Below are 15,399 nucleotides of genomic sequence, written 5' to 3'. Positions count from 1 at the left end.
GTAGGCCATGAAACGCCCGCGCCAGTTCAGTTTCGGCCGCGCACGCGGCGGCATGTCGGTCACCATGATGCTGGTCATGCTGGCCTTGCTGGCGATGCTGGGCCTGATCGAGATCGGCTATCTGTTCTGGGCCAAGCGCGATGCGCAGAAGGTTGCCGACCTGGCCGCACTGGCCGGCGCGCAGCGACTGGAGTTGTGCAGCGCGGACAACAGCGACAACAGCGCCGCCCGGCAAAGCGCACTGGCCCAGAACAGGTTCGCAGGCACCTTGCAGGTCCGCTGCGGCAACTGGAGTGCCAGCCGCGGTACCAGCAACCGTTTCGTCACCAGCGTTGATGCCAGCAACCCGCGCAATGCGGTGCAGGTGATCGCCGAGCGCAGCGCGCTGCCCTTCTTCGGCCAGAACACCAGCCTGCCGACCGTCAGCGTGCAGGCGGTCGCCCGCCGCTCGGAGCCAACGGCGGTGTTCGCGGTGGGCTCGCAGCTGCTGCGTACCAATGGCGATTCCGTGCTGCTGTCGACCCTGCGCCTGGTCGGCCTGGATGTCAGCAATGCCACGGTGCTGTCCTATGACGGTCTGGCGCAGGCCAACGTCACCCCATCCGGCCTGCTGAAGGCACTCAACATCCCGGTGAGCGCCAACCTCAGCGTGGCCGATTTCAACCGCCTGCTGTCGGTCAACAAGATCTCGCTGGCGCAACTGGTCGATGCCACCGCCACCGTGGTCGGCCGTGACTCGACGGTGGGCGTGCAGCTGCGCGCCCTGTCCGACCTGGTCGCCACCCAGCTGGACATCAACAAGCTCAACATCGTGCTCGGCAGCCAGGCCGGCGGCGGCGGGCTGTTCGCGGAAGTTGTCTCACCCGACGGCACCGTCGGCAGCGCACTGGAATCGAAGATCAACGTGCTCAACCTGATCAGCACCGCCATCTCCATCGCCAACGATGGCAACGGCGTGACGATCAAGGGGCTGGACCTGCTGGGCATCAACATCCAGGGCGGCGTGGTCGAGCCGCCGTCGATCGCCATCGGCGGCGTCGGCACCCGCGCCTACAATGCGCAGGTGCGGCTGATGGTGGACGTGGACAGCAACAACCTGTTCGCGCTTGGGCCGCTGCTGAACCTGCTCGGCACGCGCCTGCACCTGCCGCTGCACGTCGACGTGGCCAACGGCATGGGTACCCTGACCGGCATCCAGTGCGGCGGCAGTCCCCCCAAGGCCACCATCCAGGTCGATTCCTCGGTGCTGCGTGCCTGCGTCGGCAACGTCGACCCCGCACAGCGATTCTCCAAGGCCAATGTCTGCGACGCCACGCTGCAGAACGAACAGCTGTTGAAGCTGCTGGGCCAGCCGCTGATCAACGACAGGATCACCCTGCCCGCCCTCACCGGCTCACAGAACCTGACCCTGGCTGCGGGCGAGACCGGCTCGACCCGGATCAATCCGCTCGCGATCGGTGACGCAGTGTCGAGCCTGGTCAACGAGCTGCTGCGGGTGCTGTCGGGCATGCTCAGCTCGCCCAAGCAGGGCATGAGTGCCAACGACACGGCCAAGGCGCTGGCCGATCGTTACCTGCAGGCGGCCTTTCCCACTGGCGGACGCTACAACGTCGACCAGGTCATCCCGCTGCTGCGCGATGGCGATCCGGCACGCAACCTCGCCCCGCTGGGCAACTGGACGGTGAAGAATGGCGTCCCCAAGCCCTGCCTGCTGGGCCTGACCACCTGCTGGGAAGACGGTTCGGTGTGGACCGGTTACAGGACGACCGTCACCGGCCAGGGCCTGGGCCTGCTCGATGGCCTGCTCGGCTCGCTGGTCGGCGGCCTGCTGATCAACCGCTGCGACAGCCTGCTCGGCAACCTGATCGACTACAACGGCTGCGTACGCAACAACCTGGCGTCGTACATCCAGACCGCGCCGGCGGGTTTCCTCGATGGCGCCGGTGGCAGCGGCGTCGCCAACCCGGACGGAAGCGTCAGCTGCAGCGGCCTGCTGTGCACCGTGCTGAAGCCGATCCTGGCCGCACTGCGACCGGTGCTCAACAGTGTCGGCACTCTGCTGACCAACCTGCTGGCCAGCGTGCTGGGCCTGGAACTGGGCCGGACCGACGTCAACGTGCAGTCGATCCAGTGCAGCGCGGCACAGCTGGTCTATTGAAATCGCGCCGTGACCGCCGCCCTTGGCGGCGCCCGCGCCCATGCTAGACTCCCGGCGGGGAACCACCTTCATCTCAACCCACACTCATCCGTGGATGGTCTAGACATGCGAGAAACTTCAGGGGGCGCGGTCTTCGCCCGGCATGCGCGCAACGCAGCAGTGCTGGCCGTGGCCATGATGCTGGTGGCACCGGCGGCGATGGCCGCGCGTGGCGACCGCGAGGCTGCAGCCGAACCGGCGCGCAGCGCGCCGGTGGTGCGCAATACCGTGGACGAGCTCAAGCAGTTGATGGATTCGCGCCAGCTGACCGAGCTGCGCACCACCTACAACGGCAACTACGGCGCCAGCCTGCTGTTCAACGCCAAAACCCTGACCTACTACGTCGCCCTGTTCCAGGAGAAGAACTTCTGGCGGGTGATCAAGACCGATGCGGTGGACAACGCCGAACGTGTCTACCGCACCTTCGCGCAGCAGTCCGAGCAGCTGGCCCAGGTCTACATCGACACCACGCGCCTGGAAGCCGGCAAGCGCTACACCGAGCGCCTGGTGGCCTACAACGAAGAACGCCTGCGCACCCTGCAGCAGGAAATGGAACAGCAGCAGGCACAGTCGGCGCAGGTCAGCGCCGCCCTGCAGCAGGCCCAGCAGCAGGCAGTCAGCCTCAGCACCGATGTGCAGAGCACCAACAGCCAGCTGGATGCCCTGCAGCGCCGCATCCAGATCCTGCAGGCCGAACAGGGCAACCCGGAGTTGAGCCTGCCCAAGCCGGACAGCGTGCCCTCGCCGGCACCGGCCGCCACCAGCGACGGCCGCTGAGAGCTGCACTCACGGCATTGCACACGACGGCGCCCCAGGGCGCCGTTGTTGTTTTCGGCGCTTCAGTGCACCACTTCACTGGCAGGCGTCGTAGACTGCGTCATCCAGCTGCCGGCGCTGCACGAAATCCAACCGCCGACGTTTGAGCAGCGCCTGTCCGCGCTGGCGGCGCACACGCTCGCAGGCCGCCGCATCCGTACTGATCGTGATCAATGCGCCCTGCGCCCGGACGGCACGACGCGGGCGACGCGACGGCTTCGATGGCGTGACTGCGGGAACCACCGCCCCACGGGACAATGACTGCTCCGCCGGGACATCCCAGCGCCACGCCGCCCGGCCCTGGCAGGGTGTCTGCTGGTAGACCGGATGCGGTCCATCCACGCATTTGTAGACATTGGTCTGAGCCGGCGCGGCCATCGGCAACAGCAGGCACAACAGCAGGGACCATCGCGTGGCGGGCATCCGGGCATTCCACAGGCGGGCTGCGGACATCCTCGGCGCGCGACTCGGGTCCCGCCAGAGCGATATGCGTCACATCCTCTGCAATCCAGCACAGCGGTGCAAGTCCGTCGCCGGCACCTGCGCTGTACTGCCGAAGGCACCGGCAGCCTGCCGGTGCCTTCCCTCCCTTCCGCCAAGGAACCTGCAATGAGCAACTTCGTCACCGTCGCCGACGGCGCCCGCATCTTCTACAAGGATTGGGGCAACGGCCAGCCGATCGTGTTCGCCCACGGCTGGCCGCTGTCGTCCGATGCCTGGGATCCGCAGATGCTGTTCATGGGCCAGAACGGTTACCGCGTGATCGCCCACGACCGCCGCAGCCACGGCCGTTCCAGCCAGACCTGGGACGGCAACAACATGGACACCTACGCCGACGATCTGGCTGCAGTGATCGAGGCGCTGGACCTGAAGGACGCGATCCTGGTCGGCCATTCCACCGGCGGCGGCGAAGTGGCCCACTACATCGGCCGCCACGGCAGCACGCGCGTGGCCAAGGTGGTGCTGGTCGGCGCCGTGCCGCCGCTGATGCTCAAGACCGCCGGCAACCCGGCCGGCACCCCGCTGGAGGTCTTCGACGGCATCCGCAAGGGCACCGGCGGCGACCGTTCGCAGTTCTTCAAGGACCTGACCACCCCGTTCTTCGGCGCCAACCGCGATGGCAACACGGTCACCCAGGGCATGCGTGATGCGTTCTGGCTGCAGGGCATGCTCGGTGGCGTCAAGGGCCAGTACGACTGCGTGCACGAATTCTCAGAAGTGGATTACACCGAAGACCTGAAGAAGATCGACGTGCCGGCACTGGTCGTGCACGGTGATGACGACCAGATCGTCCCGTTCGATGCCTCGGCCAAGCTCTCCTCGCAGATCATCAAGAATGCCGAACTGAAGGTATACGCCGGTGCCCCGCACGGCCTGACCATCACCCACGCCGAGCAGTTCAACGCCGACCTGTTGGCGTTCGCGCGCAGTTGATGTGCCGCGGCGGCACTGTAACGGTGCCGCCGCCCCTTCGATCGCAAAAAGGGGACGGAGGGGATTAAGTCGTTTGTGCACAAACGACTTAATCCCCTCCGTCCCCTTTTTTTGTCAGATGTCGTTGTGGTGATGCGGCACAGCGGCAGGCAGCGGGTCATGCCCACCCACGAAGTGGCGCACCACCGGCGCACGCTCACCGCGATGCAATCCGCGCAGCACTTCCTGGATCGCCCTGTCGTCGGCGGTGATGCGTTCGTGCTGGCGCAGGTGCTCCAGCCACGACGGGGTCACGAAATACTCCAGGTGGATGCCCGGGGTGGCCACATCCTCGACCACGCCCCAGACCACGGCGCCATCGCGGCGGCGGATGGTGCCCAGTGCGCGCATCTGCGCCTGGAACGCGGCGCGATCAGCATCGTCAATGCGGTACTCGATGGTCACCAGCACCGGGCCTCGATCATTGGATACCGGTACCGACAGTTCGGGGGCTGGCCAGTGCCCCGCCGGACGCAGGTTCAGGTCTTCGGTGCCGGCGATGCGCACGCGCCACACCAGCAACCCGCCGATGACCGCACCCGCGGCAGCCACCAGCAGGGCCAGCTCCGGTGAGGTGCGCTGAGCCAGTGCGCCCCAGCTCAGGCCGCCGGCGGCCATGCCGGCAGAGAACACCATGATGTACAGCGCCAGCGCACGCGCACGCACCCACGCCGGCACTGCGGTCTGCGCCGCGATCTGCAGCGACGACAGCACGGTGATCCACGCAAAGCCATTGACCAGCATCACCAGCGGCAGCACGTACCAGCTTCGGGTCAGCGCCAGCCCGACCAGGCTCATGGCCAGCGACAGGGTCGCCAGCAGTACCAGCAGGTCGCGATCCAGCTGCGCGCGCAGCTTCGGCAGCAGCAGCGCCCCCCCCACCGCACCGATGCCGATGCAGCCGAGCAGCATGCCGTATTGGCCCGCCCCGCCCTGCATCTGCCCACGCACCACCACCGGCAGCAACGCATTCATCGCTGCGGCGAAGAAGAAGAAGCCGACCGACTTGATCAGCACCGCCTGCAACCGCCCGGCGCGGCTCGCATAGCGCAGGCCCGCTTTCAGGCCCGCACCGAAGCCTTCCGGCGGCAGGCTGGACTGCTTCGGGTCGCGCTTCCAGCCCCACACCACGAACAGCATTGCGGCGAAGGTGATGGCGTTGAAGCCGAAGGCCCAGACCGCACCGAGCTGGGCGACGATCACGCCGCCGATGGCCGGGCCGATCGAGCGCGCGATGTTGATGCCGATCGAGTTCAGCGCCACCGCCGAGGCCAGCATCGGCTGCGGCACCAGTTCGGACACGATAGCGGCCTGCGCCGGCATCGCCATCGCCGCACCGCAGCCCATGCAGAAGGTCAGCAGCACCAGCAGCTGCGGGGTCAGCATGTCCATTGCGGTCAGCGCCGCCATCACGGCGGCGACCAGCAGCATCCAACCCTGCGTGGCCAGCAGGTACCTGCGGCGATCAACGATGTCGGCCAGGGTTCCGGCGGCCAGTGCCAGCAGCACGATCGGCACGGTGGTGGCCGACTGCACCAGGGCCACCATCAACGGCGAGCCGGTACGTTCGGCCATCACCCAGGCGGCGGCCACGTCATTGACCCAGGTGCCGATGTTGCTGGCCAGGATCGCCAGCCAGATCGAGCGGAACATCTGGATCTTCAGTGGGGACCAGGCGCCTGCGGCCTGTACGGGGGGTTGCGACGCGGTTGCGTTCACCATTGCCATGCTCCAACGATCGAGGCGAACAGCGTGTCCCGGCCGCCGGCCTGCTTCAGTGCAGGCCCGGCATCGACCCAGGCCAGCTGCAGCTGCCATTGCCAGTGTTCGCTGGCCTGCCAGCGGGTTTCGGATTTGTACTGCGTGCCGATGCGGCGCGCGCCGCCGGCGCTGCCCGGCAACGCCACCAGCGGTGCCGGCGTGGTGTAGACCGCATCGGCGCGACGATGCTTCCAGGCCATCTGTACGCCCAGTTCCGTGGTCACCGCGTCGTGCAGGCGCAGTGTCAGGGTCGGCTGGACGTCCATCAGGTTGGCCGGGGCCAGCAAGCTGGCCTCGCTGAAATAGGCCGACTTCGGGAACAAGGCATTGAAGGTGCCCAGGCGGCCGTCGTGCAGATTGCCATCGCCACTGGCGATGTCGGCCTTCAGCCCCAGACGCGGCTGCAGCGGCAGGTCCGTCCAGCGCCACCCCGTATCGGTGGCCAGCGTCCAGGCGTGGATAGCGAGCGTGCCAGCGGTCGTTCGCAGTTCACCGCCCTGCGCCACCAGCTCGCTGTTCCAGTCCAGTGCACCAGCCTGGCCGAACCAGCGCGCGCCCAGGGTCTGCCGTCGCTCGGTACCGGAGCCCGCCGCAAAGCGCGCGCCTTCACGACGGTAGTCCAGCAGGTACAGATCCCATTGGCCTGGGCCACGACCACGCGCGGTGGTCGCATACGCGCCCCACAAGTGGGCACCGCGTTCGCTGCGGTCATCGAAGGCGCCGGGTCGGTTCTCCAGCGGTCGCAGCGCCATCAGGTCCAGCGTGCCGAGGCGGCCTTTCCAGCCTGCACGGGCACCATCGAATGCCAGCCGGATGTTCGGCCCATCGCGCACCGACAACAGCCGCGAGCTGCCATAGCCGGCTTCCTGCCGGCCGAGTTGCAGATGGAAGCCACCGCGCTGCCAGCGCCAGTACGCCTGCTGCACGTCCAGCGCGCTGCGGTCGGTGCGGCCGGGTCCACCTGCCTTGCCATTCTCGGCATGCACGCCCAGCTGCACCCGTGCCTGCCAGTTGTCCTCGACATACGTGGCCGACGCCAGTGCACGCAGCAGACCGTAGCCGTCTTCACTGCCGCCGATACCGAACCGGGCCGGGTCGTAGTACATCCCCCTGAAGCGCAGCGAGGCGTCCCATTGCAGTTGCCCGCCGCCCATGTCGGTGCAGCGGCCGGTGTCACAGGCCAGCGCCATCCATGGCATGGCCAGCAGCGCCAGGCTCAGAAGGCGAAGCACGAGCATCCCATCGCACCCCAGAAGGCGCTCAGGTCGTCGGTGGGCGCCGAATGCTGCGCGGCATGGCCGTGAGCACCATGCGTACTGCAGGGCACACCGTGATGGTGGCGATGCGCGGCGGCCAATCCGGTGGCGGCACCGCCAACGTGGTAGCCACCGAAGCGGTTGACCGGCGACCAGTCCGGCATCGCCGGCGGCAGCTGCGGCGCCAGGCCGGCGTAGTCGCCGTCGGCGTGCACGATGCGGCCGCCGACCACGGTCAGCAGGCTGGTGATGTCGGCGATCTGCGCGTCATCAACGCGGAAGAAGTCGGCCGAGAGCAGGATGAAATCAGCCAGCTGGCCAGCTTTCAGCGTGCCCTTCACCGCTTCGTCGCCGGAGAACCAGGCGCTGCCCTGGGTCCACAGGCGCAGCGCCTGTTCGCGCTCGAGCAGGTTCTCATCGCCATACAGGGCCAGCCCGCCCACGGTGCGCCCGGTCACCAGCCAGGACAACGCCACCCACGGGTTGTAGCTGGCCACGCGGGTGGCATCGGTACCGGCACCGACCGGCACGCCTTCGGCCAGCATGCGCTTGACCGGCGGCGTGTGCCGCGCCGCCTGCACACCATAGCGCTCGACGAAGGCTTCGCCCTGGTAGGCCATGCGGTGCTGCACGGCGATGCCGCCGCCCAGCGCGCGGATGCGTTCGATGTTGCGCGGGGTGATGGTCTCGGCGTGGTCGATGAACCAGTGCAGGCCATCGAACGGCACCTCGCGGTTGACCTGTTCGTACACATCGAGGATGCGGGTGATGCTCTCGTCATAGGTGGCGTGGATGCGGAACGGCCAACGCTTCTCGACCAGCAGTTTCACCACATCGTGCAGTTCCGGTTCCAGCTCAGGCGGCAGTTCCGGGCGCGGCTCGTTGAACAGCTCGAAGTCGGCCGCGGAGAACACCAGCATTTCGCCAGCGCCGTTGTGGCGCAGCAGGTCATCGCCCTGGCGCGGCTGCAGTATCTCGCTCCAGCCGCGGAAGTCGTCCACTTCCTTGCCCTTGTTCTGGGTGAACAGGTTGTAGGCGATGCGCACCGTCAGCTGGTCATCGCGATGCAGCTGCTCGATGACCTGGTAGTCCTCGGGGTAGTTCTGGAAACCACCGCCAGCGTCGATCACCGAGGTGATGCCGAGCCGGTTCAGTTCGCGCATGAAGTGGCGCGTCGAGTTCGCCTGGTACTCGATCGGCAGGCGTGGCCCCTTGGCCAGCGTCGCATACAGGATCAGCGCGTTGGGCTTGGCCAGCAGCAGCCCGGTCGGGTTGCCCAGCGAGTCACGCACGATCTGCCCGCCCGGTGGATCCGGCGTGTCCTTGCTGTAGCCGCAGGCGCGCAGCGCGGCGCGGTTGAGCAGCGCGCGGTCATACAGGTGCAGCAGGAACACCGGCGTATCCGGCGCAATGTCGTTGAGCTCCTGCAGCGTCGGCAGGCGCTTCTCGTTGAACTGTGCGGCAGTGAAGCCACCGACCACGCGCACCCACTGCGGTGCCGGGGTGCGGTCGACCTGGGCCTTCAACATGTCCAGCGCGTCGCCCAGCGAGCGCAAACCGTCCCAGCGCAGCTCCAGGTTGTAGTTCAGGCCACCGCGGATCAGGTGGGTATGGCTGTCGTTTAGGCCGGGCAGCAGGCGCCGACCCTGCGCGTCGATCAGGGTCGCTTCATTGCCCCAGCCGCGCATGATCTCCTCATCGCTGCCGACAGCGACGATGCGGCCCTCCTGCACGGCCAATGCCTGCGCGTGAGGTTGCTGCGGGTCGAGTGTGGTGATGCGGGCATTGCGGATGACCAGCGTGCTCATGCGACGCTCCTTGGAAGTGGAATCGAGTGCGGCAGCGGCGCGACCGGCCAGGCCGAGCGCAACCGCGGCACCGCTGGCCAGCACCACGTTGCGGCGGCCGTGGTCGAGGGGATCGTGACTCATGCGAAAGCTCCCGGAAGTCGTGGACCGTCCAGCGCCCAGGCCCCCGGCCCGGCCAGGGCGATGGCCAGCAGCACCGTGGCCCACATCAGCGGGTACTCACTGCCGCCGCGCATCCAGAACCAGCCCCTGGGCAAGGCCAACAGGACGGTGAAGCCGATGAAGGCAGCGGCGGCAAGCGCGGCGATGCGGGTCTGCCAGCCCAGCAGCACGGCCAGCCCGGACAGCACCTGCAGCAGGGACAACAGCAGCGGCAACGGCGCCACTGCCGGCAGCCCAAAACCGCGCAGCTCGGTGGCGAAGCCGGCCAGCCCCGGTCCGCCGAACCAGCCAAACAGCTTGCCCAGCGCGTGAGGCAGCAGGAAGCCGCCTGCCGCCACCCGCAGCATCAGCAGGGCCAGGTCGAGGCCGTGGCCGGCCAGCATGCTCAGTGCCCGCCTTCCTGCGCGCCGAACATGCGCTTGGCGTACTGGATGCCGATGCCATAGCCGCCGGCGTGGTCGCGGGCGATGCCGGTGGTCAGGTCGTAGGTTTCACCGCGTGCCCAGTCACGCTGCAGTTCAAGCAGGTACTGCACGCTGGTCATCGGCACCGCGCCGGCCTGCACCATGCGGGTGATCGCACGCTCGTGCGCTTCTTCGCTGACATCGCCACAGGCGTCGGTGATCACGTGGACCTCGAAGCCCTGCGCCAGCGCCGACAGCGCCGGACCCACGATGCAGACACTGGTCCACAGGCCGGCAAGAACCAGCCGGCGCTTGCCGATGCGGTTGATCTCATCGATTACCGGCTGGTCTTCCCAGGTATTCATCGAAGTGCGGTCGAACACCGGCTGGCCCGGGAAGATCTGCGGCAGTTCCGGGAACATCGGGCCGGAGAATGACGTCTCGGCCACCGTGGTCAACACGACCGGCACGTTGAACCCCTTGGCCCCCTTGCTGATCAGCGACACGTTGTTGCGCAGCGCGGAGATGTCGATCGTGTGGGTAGCAAATGCCATCTGCGACTGGAAGTCGATCAGCACCAGGGCATGGTCGGTGGGCGACAGCAGGGCCGGGGCGGGCGTGGCGGTGGCAAGGCTCATGGGTGGACTCCGTGGGAAACATGATCAGGGGGAAGCAGCAGGGCCGCATCGCCGGCCCGATACTGGCCGGGGCTGCAGCCGGTCTCGGCGCGGAAGCTGCGGACGAAATGGCTCTGGTCGAAGAAGCCCAGCTGCTGGGCCAGGCACGCCATCGGCAACTGCGCGCTGGGCAGCAGTTGGCAGGCACGCTGGATGCGGCGGCGGCGCACGTAGCGCAGCGGGCTGGCACCGGTGCCGCTACGGAACAGGCGCACCAGGTGGAAGCGGCTGACACAGGCAGCCTGCGCCAGCTCGGTCACCCGCAGCGGCTGCGACAGGTGCTCATCGACATAGCGCAGGGCGCGCTGCAGTGCGGCGGCCTGCTGCGGGGCAAGCGGGGTGGCGGACGGATCGGACGGACTGACGGTGGCCATGCGGGGCGCCGCGAGGGGGTGGCCCATGGTGCGTGGCCGGCGCACGATGCCCTACCCCCGTCGGTCGAGGCCGGCACCTACCCGAATGGGGGAGGCCGACGGCCGAGCAGGCGGCGCCCGAACAAGCGCGCATCCACCGAGTAGGCGCCCGGCCCCAGCATCAGCAGCGCCGCAGGCAACGCCACCAGCGGCCACGGTGCCTGCTGCGCGAACATGGTCGCGGCTGCCATCAGGGTCGCCAGCGGCGTCAACACGCCCAGCACGAGCATGGCCGCCGCCAGCCCGCACAGCACCGCCCCCCAACCAGCATGCGTGCCAGGCGCGCACAGCGCGGCGGCCAGGCACAGCCGCAGCCACAGCAGGCCGATGCCCGGACCGCGATCAGGGAACATCACGAACAGGCGCTGCATGGCCGGGCTCCAGGGGTCATGCCGGCGTGATAGCCGACCACGGCGGCCACTGCCTACCCCGTTCGGGTCACCCCGGACTGCCCCGCACCTGCCAGAATGCGCGCCATGCGTGGCCGCCCCTTCCCGTTGCAACGTCACCTGCGGACGCTGCTGACCTGCCTGCTGCTGTTGACCGCCCTGCCCGCCCTTGCCGTGCAGCGCCCGCCGGTGAGCGGCGGGTTGCCCGATTACGAGCACACGGCCTGGCGCGTCGGCCAGGGCGCCCCCGGTGACATCTGGGACATCACCCAGGATCGCGATGGCCTGTTGTGGCTGGCCACCGGCTCAGGGCTGTACCGCTTCGACGGTCGTCGCTTTGAACGCCAGGCCGCTCCCGCGGGCAGCCATTTCCCGTCCACCAACATGGTCACCCTTGCGCGGGGCCGCGACGATGCACTGTGGATCGGCTACTTCCAGGCCGGCATCAGCCAGTTTGCGCGCGGCCAGCTGCACAACTACGGCCGCGACCAGGGCGTGCCGGTGGGTGTGGTGCCACACTTCAGCCAGGACCGTGACGGCCGGCTGTGGGCCGCGATCAATGGTGGACTACGCCAGTTCACTGGCCAACGCTGGCAGCCGCTGCCCGCTGGCATGGGGGTGCCGGAACATCGCGTGCAATGGCTGCTGCACGACAGCCGCGGCACCTTCTGGGTACTGGCCGACCTGAAGATCTGGGTGCGCGCGGCCGGCCAGGCGGCCTTCAAGGACACCGGCATCGCCGTTTCGCAGATGGCGACGCTGGCCGAAAGTCCGCAGGGGGAAGTGTGGCTGGCCGACCGCGTGCGCGGTACGTCGCCGCTGGCCAACGCACGAGGCCTGCTGCCGGACAGCGAGCGCGAGGCACGGCGGTTGCCGGAGCTGGTGGCGGCGCGCCTGCAGTTCACTGCCGATGGCGCGCTGTGGGCAACGATGAGCCCGCATGGCGGTGTCGCCCGGGTCACCTTCGATGGCGACCGCGCCATACGCATGGAGCGCTTCGATTCGCCGCACGGGCTGACCGCCACCTCGGCCGTGCCGATCATCGTTGATCGCGAAGGCAATCTCTGGGTCGGCACCAATCTCGGCCTCAACCGCTTCCGCGCGCGCAGCGTGCACACGCTGGCGGTTGGTCCCAGTGATCCCTACCGCTCGCTGGTGCGGGCCAGCGATGGCCATGTGTATGGCTATGGCGAAGACCTCAAGCCCTACGACCTCGAGCGCACCCTGCTCGATGGCAGCGCCACGCAGCTGCAGGCCGCCGCGCGCCAGGCAGCTGCCCCGATCTGGCAGTTCGACTGGGTCAACCTTGCGCGCACCGTGGCCGGCCGCACCACGCGGATTCCGCTGCCTGCGCCGTTCACCGGGCAACCACTGCATGCCCTGCTGTTCCCCGACGACGAACAGGCCTGGGTCTGCACCGGCGAACGGGGGGTGCTGCACTACCAGCAGGGCCAGTGGCAACGCGAACGCCGCCTGCCCGAACAGGCCTGCTCGTCACTGGCGCTGGATGCCAACGGCCAGCTGCTGCTCGGCTATGCAGACGGCCGGCTGCGCCGCATGGGGGCGACGCAGATCGAAACCTTCGACGCCAGCCACGGCCTGTCGGTCGGGCCGATCACGGCGGTACTCGATCATCAGGACCTCCTGCTGGTAGCCGGCGAGGCCGGATTGGCCGTGCGCCCGGGCAATGGCCGGTTCGTTCAGGTGAGCACCGACATGGCCGGCGTCATGGAAGGCATCACCGGCATGGTGGCCGATGCGAATGGCTACCTCTGGCTCAATGGCAGTCGTGGCCTGGTCCGGCTCGGGAGCGATCAGCTGCGGCGCGCATTGCGCAGCCGGCAGCCGGTGACGCCCCGCCTGTTCGATGCGGTGGATGGCATGCCGGGCATCGCCCTGCAGAGCGGACCGATCTCCACCACCGCGCTGGCCAGCGATGGCCTGTTGTGGCTGGCCACCAACCAGGGCCTGGCCTGGCTGGACACCACCCGCTCGCACGTCAACACCATGGCGCCCAGCGTGCGCATCGGCGACGTGCTGTACGGCAGTGAACACCAGCCACTGCGCGACGGCCTGCGCCTTCCGGCCGGCACCAGCCAATTGCAGATCGATTACGTGGCGCTGTCGTTGGCGCGCCCGGAGCGCAACCGCTACCGCTATCGCCTGTCCGGGGTCGACGACGGCTGGCAGGATGCCGGCAGCAGCACGCGCGCGTATTACACCAACCTCGCACCGGGCAATTACCGGTTCGAGGTGGAAGCCGCCAACGAAGACGGCATCTGGAGCACTGCACCCGCCAGCCGCACCTTCCGCATCGCCCCTACCTTCATGCAGACCCTGTGGTTCAAGCTGCTGTGCGCCGCCGCGGTGCTTGCGCTGCTGGTCCTGGCGGTGCGCATCCGCAGCGGGCAGCTGGCTGCACTGTTCCGTGCGCGCCTGCAGGAACGCCATGGCGAACGCGAACGCATTGCCCGCGACCTGCACGACACGCTGCTGCAGGGCAGCCAGGGCCTGATCCTGCGGCTGCACGCGATCAGCCAGTCGCCGCAGACCCCGGACAGGGTGCGCGGCCAGCTGGAATCGGCGATGCAGCTGGCCGAACGCAACCTGGCCGAGGGCCGGGAGCGGGTCAACGCACTGCGCGACGCTCCTTTCGCGGGCCGCGACCTCGCTTCGGCGCTGGCCGATGTTCACGCCGAATACGCCGGGCACGGCACCAATCCGCTGCGCCTGACTGTGGAAGGCGCAACACCAGCGCTGCAGGCCGATGCCGCCGAGGAGGTGTTCCTGATCGGCCGCGAGGCCATCCGCAATGCACTGCGCCACGCCAATGCCAGCGCCATCGAGGTAGAGCTGTCCTACGGCGCGCGGTGCTTCCTGCTGCACGTGCGCGACGATGGCGTCGGCATCGCCGACGAAAATGCCGGGCATGGCCATTGGGGCCTGCAGGGCATGCGTGAGCGCGCGCAGCGCCTCGGCGCGGAGCTGCGGCTGTGGACCCGCCCCGGGCTGGGCACTGAAGTCGCGCTGGCGGTTCCCGCCCGTCGCCTGTATCACCGCCGCCCATCGCGTTGGCGCTGGCCCTGGAGTAGAAGCCACCATGACTGAGTCCCCTGCCCCGATCGGCGTGCTGGTGGTCGACGACCACCCACTGCTGCGTGACGGCCTGGCCGCGCTGCTGGGCGCCCATTCCGACCTGCGCCTGCTCGGCGAGGCCGCCGATGGCGAGGAAGCCATCGAGCGCTATCAGCAGCTGCAGCCGGACGTGGTGCTGATGGACCTGCAGATGCCACGCCTGGATGGTGTGGAAGCCATCGTGCGGATCCGCGCGATGGACCCGCGTGCGCGCATCATCGTGCTGACCACCTATCGCGGTGACGTGCGTGCGGTACGGGCGCTGCAGGCCGGCGCCAGTGCGTACCTGTTGAAGGACATGCTGCGCCACGAGCTGGTCGATACGATCCGCATGGTCGCTGGCGGCCGGCGCGCACCGATACCACCGGCAGTCGCTGCGAGCATTGCCGCACATGTGGTGGAGGACCGGTTGTCGCCGCGCGAGACCGAGGTGCTGCGGCATGTGGCCGGTGGCCTGTCGAACAAGCGCATCGGCGAGCGCATGCAGATTTCCGAGCAGACGGTGAAGGCGCACATGAAGAGCCTGATGGACAAGCTCGGGGTGGGTGATCGCACGCACGCGGTGACCCAGGCGCTGCGGCGCGGCATCATCAGCCTGGACGACAGCGGTCACGATTAGGGGGTTGTTCGGCAGGGCTTGCAGCCCTGCACCCGCTACGCGCTGGAGCAACAGCAACAGCAACAGCATGGATTCCGTGGGATGGCGGGGCGGTGTCGGACTGCGGGGACGCTGCAAGTACGTCCCTGCAAGCTTGGCAGCCGCATCCATGCGGCTGACACCCCGCACTCCGACACCGCCCCACCTCTGACGGATTCCGATGGCGTTTGGTAGGTGTCGACCTTGGTCGACACTTCTGTCAGATATCGAAATCAATCAGGGGTCAGATCCGTTTTGCTTCGGTAAAACG

General features: G+C 68.1%; 13 protein-coding genes. 5 read left to right on the top strand and 8 right to left on the bottom strand.

Features of this window, described 5'->3' with window-relative positions; translation table 11 throughout:
- Window positions 1-7 precede the first annotated feature (7 nt).
- Window positions 8-2,158 carry a TadG family pilus assembly protein gene (locus tag VG561_RS18445; RefSeq protein WP_262093153.1) on the top strand — a complete coding sequence of 717 codons (2,151 nt, stop codon included), beginning with the start codon at window positions 8-10 and terminating at the stop codon, window positions 2,156-2,158.
- 105 nt (window positions 2,159-2,263) lie between these two features.
- The gene (locus VG561_RS18440; RefSeq protein ID WP_262093152.1) at window positions 2,264-2,974 is read left to right on the top strand and encodes a DUF2968 domain-containing protein; all 711 of its coding nucleotides are present in this window, start codon (window positions 2,264-2,266) and stop codon (window positions 2,972-2,974) included.
- Between the two features lie 75 nt (window positions 2,975-3,049).
- Here VG561_RS18440 and VG561_RS18435 read toward each other — a convergent pair whose 3' ends face one another.
- On the bottom strand, window positions 3,050-3,436 hold the full coding sequence (locus VG561_RS18435; RefSeq protein ID WP_014647466.1) for a hypothetical protein: 387 nt from the start codon (window positions 3,434-3,436) through the stop codon (window positions 3,050-3,052).
- A gap of 186 nt (window positions 3,437-3,622) precedes the next feature.
- Here VG561_RS18435 and VG561_RS18430 point away from each other — a divergent pair, with 186 nt between their 5' ends.
- Entirely contained in the window at window positions 3,623-4,447 is an 825-nt protein-coding gene (locus VG561_RS18430; protein WP_014647467.1) for an alpha/beta fold hydrolase, read from the top strand.
- A gap of 114 nt (window positions 4,448-4,561) precedes the next feature.
- Here VG561_RS18430 and VG561_RS18425 read toward each other — a convergent pair whose 3' ends face one another.
- The 7 genes from VG561_RS18425 to VG561_RS18395 all read right to left on the bottom strand — a co-directional run bounded on the left by VG561_RS18425 (window position 4,562) and on the right by VG561_RS18395 (window position 11,338).
- Entirely contained in the window at window positions 4,562-6,208 is a 1,647-nt protein-coding gene (locus tag VG561_RS18425) for an MFS transporter (RefSeq protein ID WP_197602807.1), read from the bottom strand.
- Window positions 6,202-7,485: an alginate export family protein gene (locus VG561_RS18420; RefSeq protein WP_262093150.1), complete on the bottom strand. Its 1,284-nt coding sequence runs from the start codon at window positions 7,483-7,485 to the stop codon at window positions 6,202-6,204. The genes VG561_RS18425 and VG561_RS18420 overlap by 7 nt, the downstream gene beginning before the upstream one ends.
- Window positions 7,464-9,311 carry an amidohydrolase gene (locus VG561_RS18415; protein WP_423179872.1) on the bottom strand — a complete coding sequence of 616 codons (1,848 nt, stop codon included), beginning with the start codon at window positions 9,309-9,311 and terminating at the stop codon, window positions 7,464-7,466. Before VG561_RS18415 ends, VG561_RS18420 begins: the two co-directional genes overlap by 22 nt.
- A gap of 119 nt (window positions 9,312-9,430) precedes the next feature.
- Complete coding sequence (locus VG561_RS18410; RefSeq protein ID WP_288495276.1) at window positions 9,431-9,856, bottom strand: DoxX family protein; 426 nt, start codon at window positions 9,854-9,856, stop codon at window positions 9,431-9,433.
- A 2-nt stretch (window positions 9,857-9,858) separates the two neighbouring features.
- Window positions 9,859-10,515: a hydrolase gene (locus VG561_RS18405; protein WP_014647472.1), complete on the bottom strand. Its 657-nt coding sequence runs from the start codon at window positions 10,513-10,515 to the stop codon at window positions 9,859-9,861.
- Window positions 10,512-10,928 carry a helix-turn-helix transcriptional regulator gene (locus VG561_RS18400; protein WP_049407118.1) on the bottom strand — a complete coding sequence of 139 codons (417 nt, stop codon included), beginning with the start codon at window positions 10,926-10,928 and terminating at the stop codon, window positions 10,512-10,514. The genes VG561_RS18405 and VG561_RS18400 overlap by 4 nt, the downstream gene beginning before the upstream one ends.
- Before the next feature lie 77 nt (window positions 10,929-11,005).
- Window positions 11,006-11,338, bottom strand: a complete 333-nt coding sequence (locus VG561_RS18395) for a hypothetical protein (protein WP_046431144.1) — start codon at window positions 11,336-11,338, stop codon at window positions 11,006-11,008.
- Between the two features lie 96 nt (window positions 11,339-11,434).
- On the opposite strand from VG561_RS18395, the gene VG561_RS18390 reads away from it, so the two are divergent.
- Together VG561_RS18390 and VG561_RS18385 are read left to right on the top strand one after the other, a co-directional pair.
- A complete protein-coding gene (locus VG561_RS18390; RefSeq protein ID WP_075077226.1) occupies window positions 11,435-14,464 on the top strand; it encodes a sensor histidine kinase in 3,030 nt (1,009 codons plus the stop codon).
- Window positions 14,457-15,110: a response regulator gene (locus tag VG561_RS18385; protein WP_014647476.1), complete on the top strand. Its 654-nt coding sequence runs from the start codon at window positions 14,457-14,459 to the stop codon at window positions 15,108-15,110. The genes VG561_RS18390 and VG561_RS18385 overlap by 8 nt, the downstream gene beginning before the upstream one ends.
- Window positions 15,111-15,399: the final 289 nt, after the last annotated feature.

Source organism: Stenotrophomonas sp. CASM110, assembly GCF_049384345.1.
Classification (GTDB): Bacteria; Pseudomonadota; Gammaproteobacteria; order Xanthomonadales; family Xanthomonadaceae; genus Stenotrophomonas; species Stenotrophomonas muris.
The sequence above is the reverse complement of the archived record's forward strand: the minus strand, read 5'-3'. Positions and strand labels throughout refer to the sequence as shown.